The sequence below is a fragment of the Clostridium sp. TJA032 genome (assembly GCF_058310275.1).
On sequence record NZ_JBZEFB010000001.1, the window covers coordinates 1,450,486 to 1,476,843 of the forward strand.

The 26,358-nt window shown below is 27.2% G+C and carries 20 protein-coding genes, 5 tRNA genes and 2 riboswitches; of the genes, 5 read left to right on the plus strand and 20 right to left on the minus strand.

Annotation, left to right across the window (positions count from 1 at the left end):
- Positions 1 to 27 precede the first annotated feature (27 nt).
- The 8 genes from AC4FRL_RS06695 to AC4FRL_RS06730 all read right to left on the minus strand — a co-directional run bounded on the left by AC4FRL_RS06695 (position 28) and on the right by AC4FRL_RS06730 (position 7,555).
- A complete protein-coding gene (locus tag AC4FRL_RS06695; RefSeq protein WP_491139428.1) occupies positions 28 to 930 on the minus strand; it encodes a 3'-5' exonuclease in 903 nt (300 codons plus the stop codon).
- Positions 931 to 1,165: 235 nt separating this feature from the next.
- Positions 1,166 to 2,911, minus strand: a complete 1,746-nt coding sequence (locus tag AC4FRL_RS06700) for a DUF262 domain-containing protein (protein WP_491139429.1) — start codon at positions 2,909 to 2,911, stop codon at positions 1,166 to 1,168.
- Positions 2,912 to 3,094: 183 nt separating this feature from the next.
- Positions 3,095 to 4,882 carry a MutS family DNA mismatch repair protein gene (locus tag AC4FRL_RS06705; protein ID WP_491139430.1) on the minus strand — a complete coding sequence of 596 codons (1,788 nt, stop codon included), beginning with the start codon at positions 4,880 to 4,882 and terminating at the stop codon, positions 3,095 to 3,097.
- A gap of 152 nt (positions 4,883 to 5,034) precedes the next feature.
- On the minus strand, positions 5,035 to 5,925 hold the full coding sequence (locus AC4FRL_RS06710; protein WP_491139431.1) for a metal ABC transporter substrate-binding protein: 891 nt from the start codon (positions 5,923 to 5,925) through the stop codon (positions 5,035 to 5,037).
- Between the two features lie 291 nt (positions 5,926 to 6,216).
- Positions 6,217 to 6,399: an alpha/beta-type small acid-soluble spore protein gene (locus AC4FRL_RS06715; protein WP_003452440.1), complete on the minus strand. Its 183-nt coding sequence runs from the start codon at positions 6,397 to 6,399 to the stop codon at positions 6,217 to 6,219.
- A gap of 187 nt (positions 6,400 to 6,586) precedes the next feature.
- Positions 6,587 to 6,662, minus strand: a tRNA-Trp gene (locus AC4FRL_RS06720).
- A gap of 26 nt (positions 6,663 to 6,688) precedes the next feature.
- A tRNA-Trp gene (locus AC4FRL_RS06725) sits at positions 6,689 to 6,764 on the minus strand.
- Between the two features lie 170 nt (positions 6,765 to 6,934).
- Positions 6,935 to 7,555, minus strand: coding sequence for a CBS domain-containing protein (locus tag AC4FRL_RS06730; RefSeq protein WP_491139432.1), 621 nt, complete (start codon positions 7,553 to 7,555; stop codon positions 6,935 to 6,937).
- A gap of 298 nt (positions 7,556 to 7,853) precedes the next feature.
- On the opposite strand from AC4FRL_RS06730, the gene tsaE reads away from it, so the two are divergent.
- Genes tsaE through rimI form a run of 3 tightly spaced genes read left to right on the plus strand, consistent with a single transcriptional unit; the run spans position 7,854 to position 9,462 of the window.
- Positions 7,854 to 8,318: a tRNA (adenosine(37)-N6)-threonylcarbamoyltransferase complex ATPase subunit type 1 TsaE gene (gene tsaE / locus AC4FRL_RS06735; protein ID WP_491139434.1), complete on the plus strand. Its 465-nt coding sequence runs from the start codon at positions 7,854 to 7,856 to the stop codon at positions 8,316 to 8,318.
- Entirely contained in the window at positions 8,312 to 9,016 is a 705-nt protein-coding gene (gene tsaB, locus AC4FRL_RS06740) for a tRNA (adenosine(37)-N6)-threonylcarbamoyltransferase complex dimerization subunit type 1 TsaB (protein WP_491139435.1), read from the plus strand. Before tsaE ends, tsaB begins: the two co-directional genes overlap by 7 nt.
- Positions 9,016 to 9,462, plus strand: a complete 447-nt coding sequence (gene rimI, locus AC4FRL_RS06745; RefSeq protein WP_491139436.1) for a ribosomal protein S18-alanine N-acetyltransferase — start codon at positions 9,016 to 9,018, stop codon at positions 9,460 to 9,462. Before tsaB ends, rimI begins: the two co-directional genes overlap by 1 nt.
- A 129-nt stretch (positions 9,463 to 9,591) precedes the next feature.
- Here rimI and AC4FRL_RS06750 read toward each other — a convergent pair whose 3' ends face one another.
- Both AC4FRL_RS06750 and tex read right to left on the minus strand, forming a co-directional pair.
- A complete protein-coding gene (locus AC4FRL_RS06750; RefSeq protein ID WP_491139437.1) occupies positions 9,592 to 10,188 on the minus strand; it encodes an ECF transporter S component in 597 nt (198 codons plus the stop codon).
- 126 nt (positions 10,189 to 10,314) lie between these two features.
- Positions 10,315 to 10,431: riboswitch (FMN riboswitch) on the minus strand.
- Between the two features lie 104 nt (positions 10,432 to 10,535).
- Complete coding sequence (tex, locus tag AC4FRL_RS06755) at positions 10,536 to 12,692, minus strand: RNA-binding transcriptional accessory protein Tex (RefSeq protein ID WP_491139438.1); 2,157 nt, start codon at positions 12,690 to 12,692, stop codon at positions 10,536 to 10,538.
- 109 nt (positions 12,693 to 12,801) lie between these two features.
- Here tex and AC4FRL_RS06760 point away from each other — a divergent pair, with 109 nt between their 5' ends.
- Complete coding sequence (locus AC4FRL_RS06760) at positions 12,802 to 14,145, plus strand: M28 family metallopeptidase (protein WP_491139439.1); 1,344 nt, start codon at positions 12,802 to 12,804, stop codon at positions 14,143 to 14,145.
- A 133-nt stretch (positions 14,146 to 14,278) separates the two neighbouring features.
- Here AC4FRL_RS06760 and prfB read toward each other — a convergent pair.
- From prfB to recD2, 6 genes are all read right to left on the minus strand, one after another.
- Positions 14,279 to 15,374, minus strand: a protein-coding gene (gene prfB, locus AC4FRL_RS06765; RefSeq protein WP_491139440.1) for a peptide chain release factor 2 whose coding sequence is annotated in 2 segments (ribosomal slippage) — positions 14,279 to 15,295 and positions 15,297 to 15,374 — 1,095 coding nt in all. Because the reading frame shifts where the segments join, the coding sequence is not laid out codon by codon here.
- A gap of 176 nt (positions 15,375 to 15,550) precedes the next feature.
- Entirely contained in the window at positions 15,551 to 18,070 is a 2,520-nt protein-coding gene (gene secA / locus AC4FRL_RS06770) for a preprotein translocase subunit SecA (protein WP_491139441.1), read from the minus strand.
- A 234-nt stretch (positions 18,071 to 18,304) separates the two neighbouring features.
- Complete coding sequence (gene hpf / locus AC4FRL_RS06775; RefSeq protein WP_491139442.1) at positions 18,305 to 18,844, minus strand: ribosome hibernation-promoting factor, HPF/YfiA family; 540 nt, start codon at positions 18,842 to 18,844, stop codon at positions 18,305 to 18,307.
- A gap of 448 nt (positions 18,845 to 19,292) precedes the next feature.
- Positions 19,293 to 19,955 carry a ComF family protein gene (locus AC4FRL_RS06780; RefSeq protein WP_491139443.1) on the minus strand — a complete coding sequence of 221 codons (663 nt, stop codon included), beginning with the start codon at positions 19,953 to 19,955 and terminating at the stop codon, positions 19,293 to 19,295.
- Positions 19,931 to 20,890, minus strand: a complete 960-nt coding sequence (locus AC4FRL_RS06785) for a hypothetical protein (protein WP_491139444.1) — start codon at positions 20,888 to 20,890, stop codon at positions 19,931 to 19,933. The genes AC4FRL_RS06780 and AC4FRL_RS06785 overlap by 25 nt, the downstream gene beginning before the upstream one ends.
- Positions 20,891 to 20,907: 17 nt before the next feature.
- Entirely contained in the window at positions 20,908 to 23,142 is a 2,235-nt protein-coding gene (gene recD2, locus AC4FRL_RS06790) for an SF1B family DNA helicase RecD2 (protein ID WP_491139445.1), read from the minus strand.
- Between the two features lie 134 nt (positions 23,143 to 23,276).
- Between recD2 and nagA the strand changes: the two genes are divergently transcribed.
- A complete protein-coding gene (nagA, locus tag AC4FRL_RS06795) occupies positions 23,277 to 24,413 on the plus strand; it encodes an N-acetylglucosamine-6-phosphate deacetylase (RefSeq protein WP_491139446.1) in 1,137 nt (378 codons plus the stop codon).
- Between the two features lie 85 nt (positions 24,414 to 24,498).
- Here the strand turns inward: nagA and metK are convergent, their stop codons facing one another.
- From metK to AC4FRL_RS06815, 4 genes are all read right to left on the minus strand, one after another.
- A complete protein-coding gene (metK, locus tag AC4FRL_RS06800; protein WP_491139447.1) occupies positions 24,499 to 25,674 on the minus strand; it encodes a methionine adenosyltransferase in 1,176 nt (391 codons plus the stop codon).
- A 231-nt stretch (positions 25,675 to 25,905) separates the two neighbouring features.
- A riboswitch (SAM riboswitch) is annotated at positions 25,906 to 26,010 on the minus strand.
- A gap of 72 nt (positions 26,011 to 26,082) precedes the next feature.
- Positions 26,083 to 26,168 (minus strand) — tRNA-Tyr (locus AC4FRL_RS06805).
- A gap of 5 nt (positions 26,169 to 26,173) precedes the next feature.
- Positions 26,174 to 26,249: transfer RNA gene (locus AC4FRL_RS06810), tRNA-Thr, on the minus strand.
- A 23-nt stretch (positions 26,250 to 26,272) separates the two neighbouring features.
- A tRNA-Tyr gene (locus AC4FRL_RS06815) sits at positions 26,273 to 26,358 on the minus strand.

Sequence of the window (26,358 nt, forward strand, 5' to 3'; positions counted from 1 at the left end):
TATTTTTTGTAAAGTGACAATCTATTGTCATTTAGCTAACTTTTTAAATTTATATTCAAGGTCTATATATTCTGTATCATTTATTAGGGAATTTGTTGATTCATAAACTAAATTTCCAGATAAAGTTTTCTTTAACACAACTTCTTGTCTTACATTTCTATTACATTTTGGACATTTGCCAATTGATACAAACCTCCAACTAAATAATTTAAATGGATGCTCCATTTCCATTTTAATATTGCATTTTGGACATTTAAATTCAAAATCCTCACAATCTAAATTATAATTTTTTAAATCTTTTACCCTTATAGAAGGCATATTGTAAACATCATCTACAATATACTCCTTTACTTTTTTACCATTATATAATCTTTTAAAAACTTCTGCTGTATAGACTGCATCATTTAATGCATCATGAAGTTTATTTTTATCCATTTTTATTTTTAATTCTTCTAAGGCATGCTTTAAACTTAGCGACTTTTTATGTGCTAATATTTTTGTGCAATATTTTTGTATATCTATATATTTTTTTATCCATTCTATATTTTTATAAGAATGATATTTAGCATTATTAACTATATGAACAATATCATCAGTAGCCCAAGAACATAAAATATCCTCTTCTCCAATAAAATCCTTAAGTTTATCCATAGCTTCTTCAAAGTTAACCCCATCTTTTAAATCTTCTTCTGTTATTCCTGTTATGTCTATTATCTTTGGGTTTAAAACCTTAAATACTGAAGGCTTTATATAAGTTTTAAACTCATCAACCTTTTGCATAAATTTATTTAATTTTATAGCCCCAATCTCTATTATTTCATTATAGGAATCTAACTCTTTTAATTCCTTTTGTTCATTATAAATATTAGGATAAAATTTTGTAATATTTTGCATATTATTAAATTCTAGGTCTATTATTACATACCCCATTTTCTACTTCCTCTCACTATCTATATCCATATATAATTATGCCATGAATTTTATTTTTTTTCATTAAATTTGAGTTATTATTTCCTTTTATATACTAAAATATAAAAATATATTATATTTATAAATAATATATTTTTTAAAAAGCAAATTTTAACTTCTTTCTAAAGAAAAAGAGATGTATTAAAATAACAAAAGTTACTTTAATACACCCTTCTTACTCTATAAACTAATTATATTAAAACTTAGTCCAAAGTTCTAAAGCTCTACTTACTAAATCTTCATGTCTCTCTTTTAAAGAATCCATATTCCAATCAGGTAACTCTAAAATCTCCTTAGTTATAGCAAAATCACTTTTCTTACTTAAATACTGCTCAACTTTTTCAGCAAAAGGCTTATTATTAGCCCTAGTATTTTTAGCACCTGTTATTATAACTAAGTTTCCTAATTTATTAGCCCAATTTCTTCTTTGGTCAGCTGAGAAGTTATCTTTCCAATAAGCTTCCTTTGCATTTCTAGGAAGAACATGCTCTATCATTATTTTATCACTATAATCTATAATTTCATTAGGTCTTTTTTCCATATCAAGTCTTACAAAAACATATTTAGGTATCATCATTCTACCTTTGCTATAAAAATCTATATCATTTAAAGCATTTTCAAAATATGCACTTGTTCTTTCTAAATCATATAAAAATACTGGAGCTTCTTTTATTTCTTCTAAGGAATTCTTCTCTTCTATAGTTTGTAAAATTTCATAAACTCTACTTAATCTATCTGCAAAAGAGTTTCCATTTACCCAATCAATAACAAGTCTTTTTTCTAAAACTTTAACAAATTCTAGAACTAACTTATCATCTTTAAATTTTTCAGCAAATCTAATAACAGCTGCCATCCAATCATCATAAGGTAAAAATTCTCTCATTATATTTATTAAATTCTTATAATAAAATTTTTCTTCCTCTGACACACCTTCAAGAGCTCCATCTATTATATATTTATCATATAAAGCTTTTACTGAAGTTAAATGTTCTACAAACTTAACCCCTAAATATTCTGGTTCATCTCTAAATATTTTTTTACTAAAATCTTCATAAACACTTTCTTCAACTTTATTCTTAAGCTTCATTGTTCTCATGAAACCAATTAATCTATCTAAGTTTTCTTTTCCTAAATCTTGCTCATGACTTTCCCAAATATCTGTGTATTCTTTTCTTATTTCAGGATTCATAACTCTTAAATTTTCACTTTTTAAAAGGTCTGAATCTGTTAAAGGTAAGCCTCTTGCATTTATTACATTAAATAATCTAAAAGCTGAAGTGAAAGATTCTGTTGTTATTACAACTAAAACAACTTTTTGAAGTAAATAAACTATAAACTCATTTAATTTTTCTTCTAAAAGCTCTCCATTTTCATTAAAGAAACTCTCTCTAAAGATTTTTATTGCATTAACCATATTTTGTTTAGCTTCTGAAAGTTCTTCTACCTTTAAAGCTTCAACTAACTCTGTTCCACCTTCAGTTAATATGTACTTTTTAAAGAACTCTTCCTCTTTACCTCTAGCCTTAACTCTTATGCTTTCTTTAATTCCCATAAGAACATTTTCTTTTTGATATATTAAATCTGATAAAACTTTTTTGTATTCCTCATTATCTATTAAATCTCTTATTGTAGCAATTAAAATTATTATAGATGTAAGTCTTTGTTGTCCATCTATTACATCATAAACTCCAAAGCCATCATCTTTATATTCCTTTGAACATAAAACAATACTTCCTAAGAAATATGGTTCATATTGGTCAAAAACCTTATTCCCTCTTGCTTTATTTATCTCTACTGATTCCCAAATATCTTCAACTAATTGCTTTAAATTTTCTTTAGTCCAAGAATACGCTCTTTGGTAATCTGGAATTTCAAATAAGAATTTATTACTTAATAAATCCTTTATGTAATATTCTTTTGCTTTTACCTTTTCTGTAAACAAAATATACATGCCTCCTAAATTTTTGCTATTTATTCTAAATCCTCTTTTATTAAATAACTCTACTCATGAAAAAAAGCCATTTAAGGCTTTTTTAATAAATACATCATTTTTTTATTATATCAAAATTAATGTAATTTGTCTAAAATTAAGTTTTATTATGACTTTTAACTTTGTTCATTAAATTTATTTAATATCTATACCTGCCATCTTCATAAGATATCTAGCATTTCTTGTTTTAGATACACCTTTTCTTAAAATATAATCAAATTTTAGCTTATTATTCTCATAATATTCTCTAAAGTTATAATTTTTAATTTTATAATTTTCTTTTTCCATATCACAAAGTTCAAAATCGTGAGTTGAAACTAATCCTAAAGTATTTCCTTCTAAAAGTTGATTTATTAATATTTCAGCTCCTTCATGTCTATCTAGGGAATTTGTTCCTTTAAATATTTCGTCTAAAAGGAATAGAATTTTTTCTCCTCTTTTTACACCTTCAACCATTATTTTAATTCTAAGTATCTCAGCATAGAAAGAGGATATACTCTCCTCAAGGTTATCCCCTGTTCTCATACATGTATAAATGTTTAATATAGGAGTTTCAAAACTTTCACCCTTTACAGGAAGTCCTAAATAGGCTAGTATGCAATTAAAGCCAATAGTTCTTAAAAATGTACTTTTTCCTGACATATTAGAACCTGTAATTAATAAAACTCTACTTTCTTTATTTATCTCAAAGTTATTTCCAACGCCCTTATCTCCTAACATAGGATGACTAAGCTTTTCCCCTTTTAATTCATATCCTTCATTTATTTTTGGTATAGTCCAATTATTATTGTTATGATAAAAACCTGCTAAAGATACTAAGGATTCAAAATCTCCTAAAGAGTTCATCCATGACTCAAAGAACTCTCCATTTCTAAGTTTCCATTTATCAAGCTTTGAAATAATTTGATAATCCCAAAGTAAATAAGCATTTAAAAGTATATAAAAAATATTTCCTCTATCATAAAGCCAACTTGTTATTTTCTCTAAATAAAAAAGTTCTTTACTTGCACTTTTTCCATTTTTATTTAAATTGTTTTTTATATTTTTTAAAATGACAGAATTAAAGTCTTCCTTCTCTATTAATTCTAAAGCTTCTACATAAGATTTTATCCTATATTTTAAATCATCAAAAATACTTAACCCCTTAGAAACTTCTTTTCCTCCAAACTTTAAAAAAGCATAACTTAGTATTAATGAAAGAAGTAAAATCTGCCAAGATAAAATATTAAATATAACTAAAATAGTAATAAGTATATTTACAATAGGCATTACTATTCTTACAAAATTTTTAAAAGAATTAATTCCAAGTTCTTTCTCCTTTAACCATTCACCTAGATACTTTTCTTTTTTTCCTTTATTGTCTTTTAAAGTAGCTATAATCTCTTCTCTAAAACTACTTTTTTCTGAAAGTTCTTTTAAAGCTTTTTGTCTTTCCAAAATTTCATTCTTACTTGGAATATGCTCTAATTTTAATAATGAGCTTAAGGCTTTTCTTCCATAAACTGTTCCTGTTTCATTAATCCATTGAAATAAAGAGTTTTTACCAAAAATATCTAAATCATTTGTGAAAGAATGTTTTTTATCTAAATATTCTTCCCCTAAATCTTTAAATTCTCTCCATTTTCCTTCTAATCTTAATAACTCTCTCTTTTTAATCTCTAAGAAAGCTTCTCTTTTATTTTTTTTAATTAATATACTTTCATGGACTTTAGCTAAGTATAAGAAAAGTAGAGAATTCAATAAAAACATTATAATTCCAAAACTTATGGAACCTAGACTATAAGCATAGAAAATAAAAAATATAAGACTTAGAGCTACTATCAATCTTAATAGACTTATTAAATTGTATTGACTTTTTAAAGATTTTAAAATCTTTAAATCTTCTTCTATCTTACTTTCATAATTATTTTTTATATTATCCATTTTTATCCTCTCAAAACACTTTTTTAATATTATACCATAGTTATCATATATTCATACAAATGTATTTTAATCCTATTTTGAAAATTTAATAAAAGAAAAAACCTATAAAAATTTTATAGGTTTTTCTTTTATTAAAATATTATATTTAAATATTAATTTTGAGTAGACAATGCTTTATATATCTTAGAAAGATTTTCTTTCATAGCTTCAATATAACTTAAGTCATCTTCTTTACTTTCTATAGTATATATTTTTTCAATTTTTCCACCAATCTCTTTAGCTAAAGTCTGTGATATCTTTTCACTAGATAACTCTGGCATAAAAACTGTTTTTATATTATTTTTTTTGCAAAATTCTATTATATCTTGCATTTTTTGAGGTGTTATTTCACCCTCTCCAAATAAATTTTCAACACTTATTTGCTTTAAAGAAAATTCTCTACATAAATATCCAAAAGCTGCATGACCTGTAACAAAATCTTTATTTTTTAATTCATCAAACTTTCCTTTATACTCATCTTTTAGAGAATCTAATTCTTTAGAAAATTTGTTGAAGTTTTCTTCATAATAATCTTTATTTTTAGAATCTACTTTAATAAGTGCATCTTTTATATTTCTAGCCTCAACTTTAGCTCCTTCTAAACTTAACCAAAGGTGAGGATCTACTTTTTCTCCTTCTTTTAAAATATCAGCACCCTTAGATGCATCAACTACTTGAAGTTCTTTATTTTCAATAGTATTAAGTACTTGGTCAATCCAATGTTCCATTCCTAAGCCATTATAAACAAAGATATTAGATTTATTTAATTCAATTAAATCTTGTGTTTTTGGTTCAAAGTCATGAGGTTCAGTTCCTTGGGGAACCATAGTCTTAACATAAACCTTATCACCACCTACTTTTTCTGCAAATTCTCTTAAAGGTTCAATACTAACAGTAATAGCTATTTTACCTTCAGCATTTTCTTCTAAAGCTTTATTTTTTTGACATCCTACAAAAAAAGTAGTTATAAAAATTCCTAAAAATATATAGGCTAATTTTTTCATATTTCCTCCGATATTTTGCAAATGATTTGCATTTTTATATTATAAACTTTATATTACTTTTATATTATTGTCAATATTTACTTATAAATTCTTTAAAAACAAAAAAATTGTATAGAGAAATATAATTTCTCTATACAACCTTTTTTGGTAGAAGTTTAGATATTATGCTTTGGCGGTATATCCTCCATAACATTTCTCCTATTCTAAATTTTTAGAATCACTTTACTAGAACACGTATTATGTTCAAATTTTAATGAGTCTTTTTTTAATTCAGTATGTGCGAAAGGTTTATTATTTTATTTGACTTTCGTAAGCTTCTACCATTCTTTTTACCATTTCGCCGCCTACGGAACCACATTGTCTTGAACTTAAGTCTCCATTATAATCTGAGAATGGAACACCTAATTCTCTAGCTACCTCATTTTTGAATTTACTTAATCCATTTTTTGCTTCTGGAACTAATGATTTTGACATTTCTAATTCCTCCTTTGGCTTTGGTAATATGTAAGCTTGAATTTTAATTATCTCTTGCTTACACTATTATATTAACCAAAAGTAAGATTATAAACCTATGAAATAGAAGGAATTAAGTCTATATTTTTCCATAATATTTTTTTTTATTTTAAGACAAAAAAAATCAGCGAATTACTTCGCTGATTTTTGGCAGGGGCAGTAGGACTTGAACCCACAACCAATGGTTTTGGAGACCACTACTCTACCAATTGAGCCATACCCCTATAATATTATATTTAATGTGTTAAACTGGCAGGGGCAGTAGGACTCGAACCCACAACCAATGGTTTTGGAGACCACTACTCTACCAATTGAGCCATACCCCTGAACACAGATTTTATTATATATTAAAAAATAACTTAACGCAAGAGTTTTTTTATTTATTTTTTTATTTTTAATCAAAATACATATAATTTAAAATAAAATAAGGAATATATAAATAAAAAATTTTTTTATTTATATATTCCTTTTATATTTATATGTTTATAATGGCTTATTACGATAATTTAAAACCAGCTTCTTTTAAATTTCTTTTAATAGTTTTTATATCTACATCTTTTACTCTAACTATAACCTCTTTAACTTCAGTTAAACTTTTTGTATCTACAATAACTACACTTAATATATCTCCACCTTCTTCAGATATTGATTTTGTTATTTTTGATAATTGTCCTGGAACATCATAAGACCTAATAACTATTCTTTCTCCTTTATTAAGTCCAAAGGCATTATTAAACTCTCTAAAAACTGCTTTATGAGTTAATATTCCCTTAAAATTATCAAATTCATCAACTACAGCTACAAAAGAAATTCTCATTCTTTCTAACATAGAAACTGCTTTTTCAATATGTTCAGAACTATTTATTATAGGGACATCTGTTTTTAATATTTCTCCTACAGTAATATTGTTTAAAATATCATCCTTGCTCAAATTATGATTAAAATAATATTTATATATGGAACTTTTAGCTACTGCACCTTTAAATTTTTCTCCGTCTACTACAGGAATTGATAAAAATTTATTATCATTCATTATTTTTAATGCTTCTTTAAGCTTTGTATTAGAATTAACTAGATATAGGTTATCTTTTTTTGTCATAATAGCTTTTACTAACATAAAAATCCCCCCATTCATAAATTAAACATATCTTATACATTTATTATACTCTTGTTTTATTACATATTTATCTAAATATATTAAATTTATGAAAGTATCAAATTAACTTTCCTTTAAACTTCCCTAATTAATATTATAATAATTTTATATAGAAATCTTTTTCTATATACTATTAAGAAATATTATCTTAAGATTTAAGCATAGGAATTTAAAATAATTATTAATTTAACACTCTCTTTTCTTTTTCTTAAAATTTGGATAGAATTATTAAAGAGTGTTAATTTGAAAGGAGTTCTTTATGGAATTTATAGTAGATAGTGTAGATAAAACTATGAACATTGGAAGACAACTAGGCTCCCTTGTAAATAAAGGAGATATTCTTTGTTTAACTGGAGATTTAGGAACTGGTAAAACTCACATAAGTAAAGGAATTGCAGAAGGATTAGAAATTAATGAGCATATAACTAGTCCAACTTTTAATATAGTTAATGAATATCATAGTGGTAGATTAACTCTTTATCATTTTGATGTCTACAGAGTTAACGACCCTGATGAAATTGAAGCAATTGGTTTTGATGAATATATTTTTGGTGATGGAGTTAGTTTAATTGAATGGGCTAACTATATAGAAGAACTTATTCCTGAAGAATATATACATATAAAAATAGAAAAATTACCTGAAATGGGCGAAAACTTTAGAAAAATAACTATTAATGGTTATGGTGATAGATATAACTACATAAAGGAGATAAAAAGATGTTAGTATTAGCTATTGATTCCTCCTCTAGCACAGCTACTTGCGCAATTGTTAGTGAAAAAGGTGTTTTAGGAGAAATAAATTTAAATGATAAAAAACAACATTCTGTTTTATTAATGGATTTAATAGATGATTTACTTAAGTATAACAACTTAAAAATAAAAGATTTAGATGGATTTGCTATTAGTGAAGGTCCTGGTTCTTTTACTGGCCTTAGAATTGGAATGGCAACTATTAAAGGATTAAGCTTTGGAAGTCAGAAGCCTTCTGTATGTATTTCTTCTCTTGATGCCTTAGCTTATAATATTTCAGAATTTAATGGAATAATATGTCCTATTATAGATGCACTTAGAGGAAATGTTTATTCATCCTTATATAAAAAAGAAGGCGATACACTTAAATCTATTAGCGAAAAGGAATGTATTTCTTTAACTGATTTAATAGAAAAAATAAAAGAAAAAAATGAAGATGTAATCTTTGTAGGAGATGGTATAGAAAAACATAAAAATACCTTAATCGAAAAACTTCCTAATTGTAACTTTGCACCTAAACATTCTTCCTACCCAAAAGCAGCCTCTGTTGGAGAATTAGGGTTAAAACTATTAAGGGAAGGAATATCTCATGATTTAAATACGTATGCTCCTATATATTTAAGAAAATCTCAAGCTGAAAGAGAATATGAAGAAAGAATGAGATTAAAATAATGAAAGATTATAAAATAACGCTTATGAATTCTTCTCACATTAAAGGTGTATTTGAAGTAAGTAAGTTAAGTCTTAAAGAAGCTTGGAGTATAGAATCTATAAAAAATGAGCTTTCAAATAATCTTGCAAAATATATAGTAGCTTTACATAATGATAAAGTTATTGGTTTTGTTGGAATGTGGATTTTATTTGATGAAGGAGATATAACAAATGTTGCAGTTCATCCTGATTACAGAAAAAAGGGAATTGGAAATCTTTTAATAGAAAGTTTAATTTCTTTGTGTAGAGAACTTAACATAAAATCTCTTACCTTAGAAGTTAGAGAATCTAATACTCCTGCAAAAAATCTCTATAAAAAACATGGTTTTAAAGAAGAAGGATTAAGAAAAAATTTTTATAGTAATCCAAAAGAAAATGCCATAATAATGTGGAAGTACAATATTTAAAATATTATAAAGTTTATAATTTCGTAAAAAACTTTATAAAAAAACTTACAAATATATTAAAAGAAGTTTTAAATAAAAATTATATTTTATCTTCTAGAAATATATTTGTAAGTTTTAAAATTATTTATATTAACCTAAATTTTCTTTCATTTCTTTTGGCCTATCTAACATAGGCTCAACCTTAAATATCGATACAGAAACCTTTTTATATAAAATATATGTTATTCCACAAACTAAAATAGCTTTTATACCATTAAAAGGAATTAATCCTACTATTACATACTGCATTAATTCAGCCTTTGACATAGCCATACCGTAAGCTGGAAGTAATAAATAAACATTTGCTAGTACTCCTACTATTTCTATGCATATTACTCCAAGTATCATTCCTAAAATAGCAGTTTTTTTAGTTTTATTTTTCTTATATAACATAGCTGCAGGCCATACTAAAGCTACACCAACTAAAAAGTTTGCAAACTCACCAACAAAAGCTGTTCCAGTTCCTTTTACTATTAAAATTAATAAGTTTTTCATAAGCTCTATAGTTATTCCTGCTACTGGTCCAAAGGCAAAAGCACCCATAAGAGCTGGTACATCACTTAAATCAATTTTAAGCCAAGGAAATATAGGTATTACTGGGAAATCAATATACATAAGTATTACTGCAATTGCAGATAAAAGTGATAGTTTAATAAATTTGTTTGTGTTTAAGGTTTTTGGTTTCATTTTGTTCCCTCCCAAAAGTTAACTCCTCTTAGGCACTTAAGTTTTTAATGACTTTTTTTAAATTAAAAAGCCCTGATATACGTAATTATATCAGGGCATATAAATTCAGAATTTAAATCATTAAATACTCATCTTCTTTCATCCAGACTATACTGTCGGCCTCGGAATTTCACCGAATCATGCTAAAATTAGCTCGCGGGCTTTACCGCCGGTGGGGACTTTCACCCCGCCCTGAAGATTTTTAATTTATTTGTTATAATTTTAACACTTATTCCTTTTAATTTCAATATAATAAAAACTTTTTAACTGCTAAAATTACCTATTTAATATTTATTTCTTTATTAAGCTTACTTTTTCATTGATAATGAAATTCTCTTTCTTTCGCTATCAACATTTAGTATTCTAACTTCAACAATATCTCCTACTTTAACTATATCACAGGGATGTTTAAAATATTTATCTGACATCTCACTTTTATGAACTAGTCCATCTTGATGAACTCCAATATCTATAAAGGCACCAAAATCAGATACATTTCTAACAGTTCCCATTAAAGTCATGCCTGGTTTTAAATCTTTCATTTCAATTACTCCAGACTTAAGTATAGGCTTTGGTAAATCTTCTCTTATATCCCTTCCAGGCTTTTTAATTTCCTCTATAATATCTCTAAGGGTAGGCTCTCCAACCTCTAAATCTCTTGCTAAATCAGAAAAGCCCTTTAATTTTACTCTTTCATCTATATTTAATAAATTACCTTCTTTTAAATCATTTTCTGTATATCCTAAAACTTTAATCAATTTTTTAGCAACATCATAGGATTCAGGATGAACTGAAGTATTATCTAAAGCTTCATCACTTTCCATAACTCTTAAAAATCCTGCACATTGTTCATAAGCTTTTTGTCCTAATCTTTTAACTTTTAAAAGTTCTTTTCTATTTTTAAATTTTCCATTTTCCTCTCTATATTCAACAATATTTTTAGCAATGGAAGAATTTATTCCTGAAATATAACTTAATAAAGCCGGTGTTGCTATATTTAAATCTACTCCAACATTATTAACACAATCCTCCACTACTCCCTTTAAAGATTCATCAAGTTTTTTCTTATTTACATCATGTTGATATTGACCAACACCTAAAGATTTAGTATCTATTTTAACAAGTTCTGCTAATGGGTCTTGAAGCCTTCTTCCTATAGAAATTGCTCCTCTTACTGTTACATCTAAATTAGGATATTCTTTATTTGCAATCTCAGAAGCTGAATAAACTGATGCACCTGCCTCTGAAACTATAACATAAAATACCTCTCTTCCTGTTTCCTCCTTTATTTCCTTAATCATTCTTGCAATTACTTCCTCTGATTCTCTTGATGCTGTTCCATTTCCTAAAGAAATAACTTCAACTTTATATTTATTTATTAAATCTTTAAGAGTTTTTATAGTTGTTGAAACTTCACTTTTAGGACTTGTAGGATAAACTGTAACATTTTCAAGAAACTTTCCTGTTTCATCTAAAATAGCAACTTTACACCCTGTTACAAAGCCTGGATCAAAACCCATAACAACTTTTCCCTTTATAGGAGATTGCATTAAAAGTGCTTTCAAATTAGCTTTAAAAATTTTTATAGCACCTTCTTCTCCCTTATTTGTTAACTCTCCCCTTACTTCTCTTTCTATTGAAGGATATATTAACCTTTTAAGAGAGTCCTTTATACTATCTTTTAAATACTTATCAGTTATTTTATTTCCCTTTAAAATCTTTTTATCTAAATAATCTATAATACTATCCTCATTACAAATTACCTTTACTGAAAGAACTTTTTCCTTTTCTCCTCTATTTATAGCTAATATTCTATGAGGAGGAATATATTTAACAGGTTCACTATAATCATAATACATTTCATAAGGTGTTTTTTCTTCACAATTTCCCTTAGTTTTAACTATTCCATGTTTATTAACAAAATTTCTAATCCACTTTCTGTACTCAGCATTATCAGATATTATTTCACTAATAATATCCATAGCCCCCTGTAAAACTTCTTCTTCATTTTTCACATTTTTTTCTTCATTTATATATTTTTTAGCTTCTTTTAATATATCTCCATTAAAATCACCTTTTAAAATAACTTCAGCTAAAGGCTTTAATCCTTTTTCAATAGCTATAGTAGCTCTTGTTCTTTTTTTAGCTTTAAAAGGTCTATATATGTCCTCAACTTCAGTTAAAGTAATAGCATTTTCTATTTTCTTCTTTAAATCTGAAGTTAATTTTTCCTGCTCATCTATTAGTCTTAATACATCTTTTTTTCTATCTTCTAAATTCTTTAAATAAATTAATCTCTCATTTAAATTTCTTAAAACTTCGTCTGTTAATCCACCAGTTCTCTCTTTTCTATATCTAGCTATGAAAGGTACTGTGTTTCCCTCTTCTAACATATCTATGACATTTTTAACCTGTCTTAATGAAATATTGAGTTCCTTTGATAAAATATTGCTTATATTCTCCATAAATCCTCCTGTGTTTTACTTACGAATTTTAAATATTATTGTTTTTTTGAATAAACATAATTTACATCTCATACTCTTAATTATAACCTAATTATTTCTGGAGGATAATATGAAAAAATTATATATATCTATAATAAATATACTTTTATGCACATTTATTTTACTTATACAATTCTCTATAACTTTTAAAAATAAGGTTGAACCTTTTGAAATAAATAATGTTTTAAAAAATATAGAATATTTAACCTCTGACAAATTAGAAGGAAGACTTTGTGGAAATAAAGGAAATTATTTAGCTGAAGATTTTATTAAAAACTCTTATATTAATTCAAAGATTGAAAAATTTAATTCAAGTTACCTACATGACTTTTCTGTAAAAACTCCAGTATTAATTGATGGAAAACCTTATTTAAATATATATGATAAAAACAATAATATAATAAAAGCTTATACTTATGGGCTTGATTTTAAAGAAGCCTTTATTAATTTTAGAGAAAATAATATTTCTTTTAATAATAAAAATCCTTTTAAAGTTTATCCTAACATAATTAAAGGAACATCTATTTCTAATAAAAGTATAGTTTTTTTGTCATCTAATATAGAAGCCTTTAACTTTAGAAGTTCATTTAATTTTAATACTCCTTGCGATTTATATGTATTAGTAAGACCTGAAATTATAAAAGAATTAGAAGAATATTTAAATAAAGGATATAAAATAGACTGTTTTATTCCCTATGAAGTTCAAGAAAAAGTTGTTAATAATGTAGCTGGAATAATAAAAGGAAAAAATCCTTTTTTAAATCCATTAGTATTAACAGCTCACTTTGACCATATGGGAGAAGGAATTTCTGGTGAAATTTACAGAGGTGCTTTAGATAATGCTTCTGGAACTTCATTTTTACTTGAATTAAGTTCATTTTTAGCCTCCTTACCTAAACCTTCAAGAGATATAATAATAGTTTCCTTAAATGCAGAAGAATTTGGACTTTTAGGCTCTAAAAATTTTGCAAGAGAAAATAAAGAATTATTAAAAAATGCTAAAGTAATAAATTTTGATATGATTGGAAGCGATAAGAATATTCCTCTTACATTTATGACGGGAGAAGATTCTTGCTTTCATAGTTATTTATTAGATAATCTTTGTGAAATATGTAATAAAAAGAAAATACCAAATATTATAGAAAATAAAGATTCCTCAGACCATGCAAGTTTTATTGATGAAGGATTTGATGCTATAACAATAAATGATGGAGATTTATCAAAAATACATACTCCTGAAGATAAAGTAGAATATATTAGTAATTCAGCTATAAGTAGAAGTTTTTCAGTTGTATGGAATGAAATATTTAATTTAGCCTATGAATCCTCTGGATTATTTTTATTAGATAATAAAATACTTATTCTTTTAATATTATGTGCTATGTCTTGTATAGTACTAAAGTTAAAATTTTAAACAAAAAAATTTATAAATATAATTTATATAAATAAAATCCTAAGCTAGTATATATTTATTTATAATAGCTTAGGATTTAAAATTTATTATTAAGTTCTAATTAATTCTATTTATAAATTTTATATTATATGTTTTATGAATTTAAATAGGCAATTATAAAATTATCTATATCTCCATCCATTACAGCACTTACATTAGAGGTTTCCACATTTGTTCTATGGTCTTTAACCATTGAATATGGATGAAAAACATAACTTCTTATTTGACTTCCCCATCCCATATCTTTTAATTCACCTGTTAAATCCTCTATTTTTTCCTTATGAGCTCTTTCTTTTAGTTCTATAAGTTTAGATTTTAACATTGACATAGCAGTATCTCTATTAGAAAATTGACTTCTTTCATTTTGACATTGAACAACTATTCCTGTTGGAATATGAGTAATTCTAACTGCTGATTCAGTTTTATTTACATGTTGTCCTCCTGCTCCACCTGCTCTATAAGTATCTATTCTTAAATCAACTGGATTTATTTCTATATCCTGCTCTGAAGTTAATTCTGGTAAAACTTCTACAGAAGCAAAGGAAGTTTGTCTTTTACCATTAGCATTAAAAGGAGAAATTCTAACCAACCTATGAATTCCCTTTTCTGCCTTTAAATATCCATAGGCAAATTCACCTTTAACTTTTAAAGTAACACTCTTTACTCCCGCTTCATCTCCAGGTAAATAATCAATAGTTTCTAAGGAGTAACCCTTCTTTTCACACCATCTTGTATACATTCTAAGAAGCATCTCTGTCCAATCGTTAGCATCACTTCCACCAACTCCTGTATGAAGAGTTAATATAGCATCATTTCTATCATATTCACCAGAAAGAATTGTTTCCACTTTTAAAGCCTCTACTTCTTTATTTAAGGCCTTAACTTCACTTATAATCTCTTTAGCTGTTTCTTCGTCATTTTCTTCCATAAGTTCTTTTAAAACTTCTATATCCTCTACTCTTTCATTTAAACTGTTAAATTTATCAATTTTATCTTTTATCCTCTTTGCCTCTTGGGTTACTTCTTGAGCTCTTTTAGTATCATCCCAAAATCCAGTTTCCTGCATTTTAAGCTCTAACTCTGCACTTTTTTTCTCTAAAGATGCTAAGTCAAAGTGAAGCCCCCATTTCTTTTAAATTATTTTTTATATCATTTAACTTAGATAATTGATTTTCAAGTTCCATAACCATAAAAACTTCACCCCTAACGCTAATTATTTTCACATTATAAAGTATATCATTTTATAAGTATTTAAAACAATATAATCTAATTTAAAGAAGTTTTTAAATTCAAACTTTATAAACTAAACACTATAAAATTTTTAAATAAAAAAGTCTTTGTATTTAAAATACAAAGACTTTTTTTATTAAACTACTTCTCTTCCACAACATGATTTATATTTTTTACCACTTCCACAAGGACATAAATCATTTCTTCCTACTTTTGCTTCTTTTTTAACAGGTTTTTTCTTAACATCTTTAGAATCACCATGACTTACTCCAGTTTCCTTAGCAACTCTTTCTCTTTGTGGCTTATTCTCTTCTACTTTTACATGGAATAAATATTTTACTGTATCTATTTTGATGTTATTTATCATTTCATCAAACATAGCACTACCTTCCATTTGATAAGCTTGAGTTGGGTCTTGTTGTTTATAAGCTCTTAATCCAATACCTTGTTTTAAATGGTCCATATCATCTATGTGATCCATCCACTTAGTATCAACAACTTTTAAGATGATAACTCTTTCAATTTCTCTCATTTGTTCTGAGCCAATAGATTCTTCTTTTTCTTTATAAAGTTTTCTAGCACCCTCTATAAATTTTCTAGTTATTTCTTCATTTGAACAGGATTTTAATTCTTCTACTGTGAACATTCCATGAGGAAACATTATATCTTCTAAGTACTTAATTAAATCTCCAAGTTCTTTTTCAAACTCATCATCCTCAACATTTCCTAAATGAGTTTCAACTGCATTAGTTATTACATCCTCAATCATTGATTGAACACTATCTTCTAAGTTTTCACCTTCTAAAACTTGAGATCTTTGCTTATAAATAACTTCCCTTTGTTTATTCATAACATCATCATAACCTAATAATGTTTTTCTTATATCAAAGTTATTACCTTCTACCTTCTTTTGAGCATTTTCTATAGATTTAGTAACCATTTTACTTTCTATAGCTTCAGTATCTTCTAAGCCTAATTTATCAACAACAGATTGAAGTTTTTCTGAACCAAATACTCTCATTAAGTCATCTTCTAGTGAGATATAGAATCTTGAATCTCCTTTATCTCCTTGACGACCTGAACGTCCTCTTAACTGATTGTCTATTCTTCTTGATTCATGTCTTTCAGTACCAATTATCTTTAAACCACCAACATCTAAAGCACCTTCACCAAGCTTAATATCAGTACCTCTACCTGCCATATTAGTTGCAATTGTTATGTTACCTAATTCTCCTGCATGAGATATGATTTCAGCTTCTTGCTCATGATATCTAGCATTTAAAACTTTATGCGGAACACCTTTTTTCTTTAATAAAGATGAAAGATATTCTGATTTTTCAATACTTGTTGTACCAACTAAAACTGGTTGACCTGTTTTATGAGTTTCTATTATCTCATCTACTATAGCATCATACTTTCCTTTAGCAGTTTTAAATACTAAGTCTGAATGGTCTTGCCTTTGTATTGGTCTATGTGTTGGTATAACAACAACATCTAATCCATAGATTTCTCTAAACTCGTTTTCTTCAGTAATAGCAGTACCTGTCATTCCTGCTAATTTATTATACATTCTAAAATAATTTTGGAAAGTTATAGTTGCTAAAGTTTTAGATTCTCTTTGAACTTTAACACCTTCTTTAGCTTCAATAGCTTGATGAAGACCATCTGAATATCTTCTACCTTCCATAAGTCTTCCTGTAAATTCATCAACTATAGCTATTTCATCATCTTTAACCATGTAATCTTTATCTCTCTTCATTACATAGTTAGCTTTTAAAGCTTGAGTAATATGGTGTTGTAACTCCATATTGTTAGCATCTGCATAGTTTTCTACTCCAAAAGCTTTTTCTGCTTCTGCAACCCCTTTATCAGTAAGCATTGCTGCATGAGCCTTTTCATCTATTGTATAGTCTTCTCCTTCTCTTAATTTCTTTACAAAGAAATCAGCGATTTTATAGAAGTCTGTTGACTTACTTCCAGCTCCTGAAATTATAAGAGGGGTTCTTGCCTCATCTATAAGAATTGAGTCAACCTCGTCTACTATACAGTAATTTAATGGTCTTTGAACTCTTTCTTCTTTATAAATAACCATGTTATCTCTTAAATAATCAAATCCAAACTCATTATTTGTTCCATAAGTTATATCTGCATTATAAGCTTCTCTTCTTTGATCATTTGTTAAACCATGTACTATAACGCCAGTTGTTAAACCTAAAAATCCATATAATTGACTCATTTGCTCCTTATCTCTTGTTGCAAGATAATCGTTAACTGTTATTACATGAACACCTTTTCCTTCTATAGCATTTAAATAAACTGGTAAAGTAGCAACTAATGTTTTACCTTCCCCTGTTTTCATTTCAGCTATTCTACCTTGATGTAATACAGTACCACCAATTAACTGCTCTCTATAATGCCTCATTCCTAAAACTCTCTTTGAAGCCTCTCTACAAACTGCAAAAGCTTCAGGAAGCATATCATCTAAGCTTTCACCTTTTGAGAATCTTTCTTTAAATTCAAAGGTTTTTTGCTTTAACTCATCATCTGATAATTTTTCAAATTCAGGCTCTAATGAATCTATTTTGTCTACAATAGGTGTTATTCTTTTAACTTCTCTATCGCTATAACTTCCAAATATTTTATCAAACAATCCCATTATAATATCCCTCAATTCTAATTTCTTATATGCTTAATATTCTAATTAATTATATAATTATAACACATATACAATTTATTCTTAATTTTTATAAAAATATTTAAAATAATTCTCATTAGATTATACCATTTATAATAACCTATTTTCAATAAATGTAATAATTTAGATAAAGCTTTTATAAAAAAAATTAAAGATGCAGGTAAAAAATACCTGCATCTTTTTTATATTCATAAACTATTCTTCATCTAAACCTGGTTCAATTAAACCATAATTTCCATCTTTTCTTTTATAAACCACATTTAATTGATTTGTATCTGGGTCTTGGAATACAAAGAAGTCATGTCCTATAAGTTCCATTTGAAGCACAGCTTCTTCAGCCCCCATTGGCTTAACATCAAATCTTTTAGTCTTAACTATTTTTGCTTCCTTTTCTCCTTTATTTTCTTCAATTGGCTCTATATGAGCAAATCTTAAAGAATCATATCTATTTTTCTTTGATAATCTAGTTTTTTGTTTTCTTATTTGTCTTTCTATTTTTTCTTCAACTAAGTCTATAGATTTATACATATCATCTGTAGACTCTTCTCCTCTTAATAATATTCCATTAAAAGGAATCATAACTTCTATTATTTGTTTATTCTTTTCTACGCTTAAAGTGGCTTTTGCTTCAACTCCTGGTTCAAAATACTTGCTCAATTTGGATAGCTTTTTTTCTACACAATCCTTTAAAGCATTTGTTAACTCTATATTTTTAGCATATACTGTTACTTTCATATAGTCAGCCCCTTTCAAAAAACAAGTAACCTTAATAATGTAAAGGTTTAAATATTATATTATAATTTTACTATCTTAATGTATTTTATACAACCTTTAATTACTTTTAATAATCTTATTTCTCATTATGTCAGTTTAGTATGTCTAGTTAAATCTTCCCTTTACTTAATTTATTTATAAGATGTTAAACTTGACAAAACATAAAAAGGAACCATAAATATATGGTTCCTTTTTATAGCTAGTTGACCTGGTCTTTGACCCCACACTCGCCTACTGGAGATTTCGCTACCCGGAATTAACCTCTCACTACTAACCCTCTCAGTTTTTATTAACTGGTAGGTCTTACTTCTAAGCCGCACCATGCTCATTAAAACTTTGTTTAACTTACGTGGATCGTTTCGCCTGCGACTGGCATCGACTTTCAACCACAAACCTAGCTACATTAATATTATATATTACTTTTAGCAATAGTCAATAAAAAAATTTTAATATTCCTTATTTTTTTAAGTTCTAAAACACAGGCCTTCAAGGTAGAACCTGTTGTAATAACGTCATCTATTAGTAAAATATTTTTTCCTTCTAATTCTTTAGCTTTTCTATTTAATTTAAAAGCACCTATAATATTTTTTTCTCTTTCAGCTTTAGATAAAGTTTTTTGTTCTTTAACCCTATTTTTCTTATTTAATATATTTATTACCTTTAAATTTAATCTTTCACCTAATTTTCTAGATAGATATTCACATTGATTAAACCCTCTTTTTTTAAGTGAGTTCTTAGAAGAAGGAACAAAAGTTATATAATCTAAATTAAGCTTTTCCTTTTTAACTCTTTCCTCTAATAAAAGAACTAATATTTCACCAGCATTAAAATCTCCCTTATACTTTAATCTTAATATTAAATCTTTTACTGAATATGAATAATAAGAACAAACCAAAAGATTACATTCCTCAATATTAAAAATTTCATCTATCCTTTGTATTTTATTAAAACAATTATTGCAAATAATATCTTCTCTATAATTATTGCAAATATAACATTTTTCTTCTCTTGGATAAATTACTTCTAAAAGACATTTAAATAAATGATTTATACTTTTTTTGATTCTCTCCATAAGGTTTTATTAAAACTTCTAGCTATCCTCCTAGCCAATTCTATATTTTCCTCTTCGCAATTAGTAAGAATTAAAACCTCTTTATTGTTATTGTTTTCTTTACATAAAGCACCACAAGCAAATATTATTTTCTTATAATCTATACAGTCATGTGCAAAAGAATATATAAGTACATCACAGTCTGATAAAAAATCAAAATATTTAGAAAGGGAATCTGTCATAAATATTATCCCTTCCTTTCTTAACTTGCTTTCCTTTAATGCATAAAAAAAGGTATTTCTCTTATCTTCTTTTATTATTTTAACCTTATTTTTCAAATTTAAATCATAAGTATAATAATCATATATTTTATCTAAATTTAATTTATTAGGAAAATCTATAACTAATAATCTTTTTTCTTTTATAAACCATTCTATATAATCGTATAAATTATAAGGCATAGATGATTCTAAGTTATATCTAGTTGTTATAACTCTAGGTTCTAAAAAATGTTCTTTTCTATTATTAAAAACTTCTATGTGCTTTATATTATTAAATATCTTAAAAACTGAACATATTATTATTTTTTTACAAAACCTTTTTAAATACATCAAGTCCTCAGTACATTGAAGAGAAGTCTTACTTGAATAAGAGCTTATGTCATCATAAATTACTAAATCAAAATTTTCTTTCAAGTTAAAAATATCTCTAAAATTTACAAAATAAAAATTTGATGCTTTTATCTTTTCACTATTAAAAGATTTTTTATTTTTTCCTACATATAAAACTTTATCACTATTTTTTAAACAATAATAAATAAAATCCTTAAGAAAATTTATATCTTCATAGGGCTCACATATAAAATTTATAAATATTTCTTCTTTTTTAAAGTACCACTTTTTTAATAAACTATTATATTTATTCTCCTCTTTTAAGTTATTTTCATATAACCCCAAGTGAAATTCCTCCTATTTTATTCTTTTTCAAAAACCTCATTAGATATAACTTCTCTTATCCTCCAATTAAGAGAAGAATATCTCTCCATACTCCTATTATTATCAACCATATATTTTAAAGCCTTTGGAACTCCAACTACAACCACTAATTCTTTTGCTCTAGTTATCCCTGTATATAATAAATTCCTATTCATAAGTAAGGGTGCTCCCATATATGCTGGAATTATAACGACCTTAAATTCACTTCCTTGACTTTTATGTATTGTAATTGCATAAGCTAAATCTAATTCATCTAAATACATAAAATCATAAACAACTTCTCTCTCATCATCAAAAATTATAGATAATTTCTTTCCCTCTAGGTCTATGCTTTTTATAAATCCCATATCTCCATTAAATACGCCAACACCTTCATGCTCACCTTTTCCTGCTATTCTAGTCCATTTTAAAGAGTAGTTATTTTTAATTTGCATAACCTTATCGCCCTCTCTAAATATAACACTTCTAAATTCTTTTTCTTTTTTATAAGGTGCCTTTGGATTTAATACACTTTGAAGTTTCTCATTTAAATTTGTAACTCCTAATATTCCCTTCTTCATAGGAACTAAAACCTGTATACTTTTTAATTTATCCCACTTTGGATTAAACTTAGGTAATCTAGTATTTATTAAATCTACAATAGTGTTTAATATACCATCTTGAAAGTCATTTCTTATAAAGAAAAAATCTGTTCCCTTTTCATTTAATTTAGGCATTTCTCCCTGATTTATTTTATGGGCATTTATTACAATCATACTCTCTTTTCCCTGCCTAAATATTTCTTTTAAACGTACAACCTTTGTAAAGCCACTTTCTATAAAATCTTTTAATACATTTCCTGCACCTACTGATGGGAGCTGGTCTACATCTCCAACTATAATAAGTCTAGTTCCAACTTTAATTGCCTTAAGAAGTGCATTCATTAAAGTTATATCAATCATTGATGCCTCATCTATTATAACAACATCTGCCTCTAAGGAATTATCTTCTGTATTAGTTATAAAAACACTTTCTTCCTTTTCAAAAACCCCCATATCAAGCATTCTATGTATTGTTGTTGCCTCTTTACCTGTTGATTCACTCATTCTTTTAGCAGCTCTTCCTGTAGGAGCTCCCAAAAGAACCTTCATTCCACAGGTTTCAAAAATTTCAATTATACATTTTATTATTGTTGTTTTTCCTGTACCAGGACCACCTGTTATTATTTCTATACCATTTTGAAAAGCACTTATTATAGCATCTTTTTGTGATTTAGCAAAAGTTATATTATTTTTCTTTTCAAATTGAAGTATTAAGTGATTTACATCTACATTTACATCTTGAAAATTACTTATAGCTAAGGTTAAAATTCTGTTAGTTATTCCAAGCTCACAATAATAATTAGGTATTGTAAAAACACCTTCTTTATCATTAATTTTTTCTAGTTTTATTTTTCTATCTAAAGCAGCATTTTTAATATTTTCTTCTATTACATCATAACTTACGGTAAGTACATTACTAGCCTCTTTAATAAGTTTATCCTTTGGCATAAATGTATGACCATTAGCACAAAAATCATTTATTACATATCTTATTCCACTTTGAATTCTAAAGGGAGAATCAATTTCTATTCCTAAACTTCTAGCAATTTTATCTGAAGTTTTAAACCCTATTCCTGAAATTTCATCACAGAGTATGTATGGATTATTTTTTACTGTTTCTACTGAGTTTGCTCCATACTTTTTATATATTTTCAAACATTGATTTACACTTAATCCATGAGTTTGCAAAAATATAGTTATATTTTTTAATTCTCTTTGTTCTTTATATGAATCAATTATAGTTTCTAATTTTTTCTTTCCTATACCTTCTATTTCTTTTAATCTTTCTATATTATTATCTAAAATATCAAGAGTATCTTCTCCAAATTTATTTACAATTTTTTTTGCTGTAACAGGCCCAATACCTTGTATTATTCCAGAAGCTAAATATTTTTCTATTCCTTCTTTTGAAGTTGGTAATATTTCTTCACACTCTTCCACCTTAAATTGTTTTCCAAAATTAGAATGATTAACCCAACTTCCTTTTAACTTTAAAGTTTGACCTTCCTTTACATGAGGCAAAACTCCAACAACTGTATGATTAATATTATTTTCTCTAAATTTTATTACTGTATAACCAGTATCTGCACTATTAAATACTATACTCTCAACTATTCCATTTAGTACTTCCATATTACCTCCTAAAAGGTTTTTTCTTTAATATTTACTACTAATTATATCACAATTATTTAATTTAAATCATAAGCCTTATTATGTTGACTTACTTAAATTAAAATTTTAAGATTATTATGAGGAAGGTGATTCGTATGTTAATAAAAAACTGTAATATAGTATATTTAGATAAGATTGAAAAAGGAAATATACTTATAGAAAATGGAAAAATTAAAGATATAAATCCTAAAAATGAATGTGATTGTGAAGTTATAGATGGACAAGGATTGTATCTATCTCCTGGATTTATAGATGTTCATATACATGGTGCTGGTGGGCATGATACCATGGATGGAACTTATGAAGCCATAAATGAAATCTCAAAAGTTATAGTTAAGCATGGTACAACTTCATTTTTACCAACAACTATGACTGTAGCTGCTGAAGATGTATGTAAATCAATGAAAGCAATTCATAAAGCAAAAACTGAAGGAACTGAAGGTGCTAATGTTTTAGGTGCTCACTTAGAAGGTCCATTTATAAGTCCTGGAGCCATAGGTGCTCAAAATCCTGAATTTTTAATACCTCCAACTGAAGAAAACTTTTATAAATTAGTTGGAGAACATGAAGAGGATGTTGTATCAATAACTCTTGCTCCTGAAGTAGATGGTGCTAAAGACCTTACTAAATTTTTAAGCAAAAAAGGTATAGTAGTTTCTATGGGACACACAAAGGCAACTTATGAAGAAGCTATGGAAGGAATAAAATGTGGTTGTTCTCATGCTACGCACCTTTTTAATGCAATGACTCCATTTACTCATAGAGAACCTGGAGTTGTAGGTGCAGTTTTTGATAGTGAAATAACTACTGAAACAATATCTGATGGTATTCATATAGCATATCCAAGTTTAAGAGTTGCATATAAACAAAAGGGAACAGATAAAGTTCTATTAATAACTGATGCTATGATGGCTTGTTGTATGCCTGATGGAATGTATACATTAGGTGGTCAAGATGTTGAAGTTAAAAATGGTGCTGCAAGATTATTAAGTGGTTCTTTAGCAGGTTCAATTTTAACATTAGATGTTGCAGTTAAAAATGTATTTTTAAATACTAATTATCCACTTAATGAGGTTATAAAAATGGCTACTTATAATGGTGCAAGACATTGTAAAGTAGACGATAGAAAAGGTTTAATTAAGGAAGGTTATGATGCTGACTTAATTCTTTTTGATGAAAATATAGATATAAAATACGTAATAGTTAATGGAAAAATAGTTCATAAAGCTTAAAAAATTTATTATATTACAAAATTAATTTTATGAACTTATAAATAATATATAAAAAAGCTTAGGAAAAATCCTAAGCTTTTTTATATTAAAGATATTTTTTTATTTCTTCAACTTTATTTAAGTTTTCCCATGGAAGGTCTAAATCTGTTCTTCCAAAGTGTCCATAAGCAGCTGTTTGTTTGTATATAGGTCTTCTTAAGTCTAAGTCTCTTATTATAGCACCTGGTCTTAAGTCAAATACCTTATTTATTATATCAACTATTTTTTCGTCAGAAATTTTTCCTGTTCCGAAAGTATCTACTATTATTGATACTGGTTTAGCAACACCTATAGCATAAGCAACTTGAACTTCTAATTTATCTGCAACACCTGCAGCAACTAAGTTTTTAGCTACCCATCTAGCAGCATATGCAGCTGATCTATCAACCTTAGTTGGATCTTTTCCTGAGAAAGCACCACCACCGTGTCTTCCATATCCACCATAAGTGTCAACAATTATTTTTCTTCCTGTTAATCCAGCATCTCCTTGAGGTCCGCCTATAACGAATCTTCCAGTTGGATTTATATAGTATTTAGTATTTTCATCTAATAATTCTGCTGGTATAACAGCTTTTATAACATGCTCCATTAAATCAGCTTGTATTTGCTCTTGAGAAACCTCAGGACCATGTTGTGTTGAAATTACTATTGCATCTATTCTAACTGGTTTGTCATCTTCATACTCAACAGTAACTTGAGTTTTTCCATCTGGTCTTAAGTAAGGTAAAGTTCCGTTCTTTCTTACCTCTGTTAATCTTCTTGATAATCTATGAGCCATAGCTATTGGTGCTGGCATAAATTCTTCAGTTTCATTAGTAGCAAAACCAAACATCATTCCTTGGTCTCCTGCACCTACTGCATCTATATCAATTTTTTCTCCTGCTCTTGATTCTAAAGCTTCATCAACACCCATAGCGATATCTGATGATTGCTCATCTATTGTAGTCATAACTGAACAAGTTTCACAGTCAAATCCATATTTAGCTCTATCATATCCTATATTTTTTATAGTTTCTCTAGCTATTTTAGGAATATCAACATAACAGTTTGTTGTTATTTCTCCCATTACAACTACTAATCCTGTAGTAACAGCTGTTTCACAAGCAACTCTTGCATTTGGATCTTTTTCAAATATAGCATCTAAAACTGCATCTGAAATTTGGTCACAAATTTTATCTGGATGTCCTTCAGTAACTGATTCTGATGTAAATAATCTTCTCATGATTTAGGCTATCTTACACTTATATTAAGATAGCTAATTCACCCCTTTCATTTTTTATTTATCCAACCCTATATATTCAACAAGTAATATTTATTATCTTCCCACGACTTAAAATAATATATTTTTTGTTTATTAAAATCATCTTAATGCGCGCCTTTAAAATGATTTTAATAAAAAAATCTCTTCTTAAAGACTTAAGAAGAGATTTTAGTTATACACTAAATTTATCTTCTCTCATCTTGTAAAGAATTTCTTTACCGGAATTGGCACCTTAGTGAATTTCACTGGTTGCCGGGTTTCATAGGGCCTGTTTCCCTCCACCTCTCTGGATAAGAGTATATAAATACTAAATATTCTATTTTAAATATATTATTTTAACAAAGAGACACTAAATTAAGTGTCTCTTGCTGGTGGTGGAAGAAGGATTCGAACCTTCGAAGTCGTCCGACAACAGATTTACAGTCTGCCCCCTTTGGCCACTCGGGAATTCCACCACATTTGGAGCTGATGATCGGACTTGAACCGATAACCTGCTGATTACAAGTCAGCTGCTCTGCCAATTGAGCCACACCAGCATATTTATATTTTATTTTTTAATTGGTGGTGGAAGAAGGATTCGAACCTTCGAAGTCGTCCGACAACAGATTTACAGTCTGCCCCCTTTGGCCACTCGGGAATTCCACC

What these genes read in the sequence shown, in the direction of transcription:
- AC4FRL_RS06710 (WP_491139431.1), bottom strand. Translation starts at nt 5,925, where the DNA reads ATGAAAAAATTAGCCTATATATTTTTAGGAATTTTTATAACTACTTTT.
- AC4FRL_RS06695 (WP_491139428.1), bottom strand. Translation starts at nt 930, where the DNA reads ATGGGGTATGTAATAATAGACCTAGAATTTAATAATATGCAAAATATT.
- AC4FRL_RS06730 (WP_491139432.1), bottom strand. Translation starts at nt 7,555, where the DNA reads ATGTTAGTAAAAGCTATTATGACAAAAAAAGATAACCTATATCTAGTT.
- AC4FRL_RS06780 (WP_491139443.1), bottom strand. Translation starts at nt 19,955, where the DNA reads ATGGAGAGAATCAAAAAAAGTATAAATCATTTATTTAAATGTCTTTTA.
- recD2 (WP_491139445.1), bottom strand. Translation starts at nt 23,142, where the DNA reads ATGGAAGTACTAAATGGAATAGTTGAGAGTATAGTATTTAATAGTGCA.
- AC4FRL_RS06760 (WP_491139439.1), top strand. Translation starts at nt 12,802, where the DNA reads ATGAAAAAATTATATATATCTATAATAAATATACTTTTATGCACATTT.
- metK (WP_491139447.1), bottom strand. Translation starts at nt 25,674, where the DNA reads ATGAGAAGATTATTTACATCAGAATCAGTTACTGAAGGACATCCAGAT.
- hpf (WP_491139442.1), bottom strand. Translation starts at nt 18,844, where the DNA reads ATGAAAGTAACAGTATATGCTAAAAATATAGAGTTAACAAATGCTTTA.
- AC4FRL_RS06750 (WP_491139437.1), bottom strand. Translation starts at nt 10,188, where the DNA reads ATGAAACCAAAAACCTTAAACACAAACAAATTTATTAAACTATCACTT.
- rimI (WP_491139436.1), top strand. Translation starts at nt 9,016, where the DNA reads ATGAAAGATTATAAAATAACGCTTATGAATTCTTCTCACATTAAAGGT.
- tsaB (WP_491139435.1), top strand. Translation starts at nt 8,312, where the DNA reads ATGTTAGTATTAGCTATTGATTCCTCCTCTAGCACAGCTACTTGCGCA.
- AC4FRL_RS06715 (WP_003452440.1), bottom strand. Translation starts at nt 6,399, where the DNA reads ATGTCAAAATCATTAGTTCCAGAAGCAAAAAATGGATTAAGTAAATTC.
- secA (WP_491139441.1), bottom strand. Translation starts at nt 18,070, where the DNA reads ATGGGATTGTTTGATAAAATATTTGGAAGTTATAGCGATAGAGAAGTT.
- tex (WP_491139438.1), bottom strand. Translation starts at nt 12,692, where the DNA reads ATGGAGAATATAAGCAATATTTTATCAAAGGAACTCAATATTTCATTA.
- nagA (WP_491139446.1), top strand. Translation starts at nt 23,277, where the DNA reads ATGTTAATAAAAAACTGTAATATAGTATATTTAGATAAGATTGAAAAA.
- AC4FRL_RS06705 (WP_491139430.1), bottom strand. Translation starts at nt 4,882, where the DNA reads ATGGATAATATAAAAAATAATTATGAAAGTAAGATAGAAGAAGATTTA.
- tsaE (WP_491139434.1), top strand. Translation starts at nt 7,854, where the DNA reads ATGGAATTTATAGTAGATAGTGTAGATAAAACTATGAACATTGGAAGA.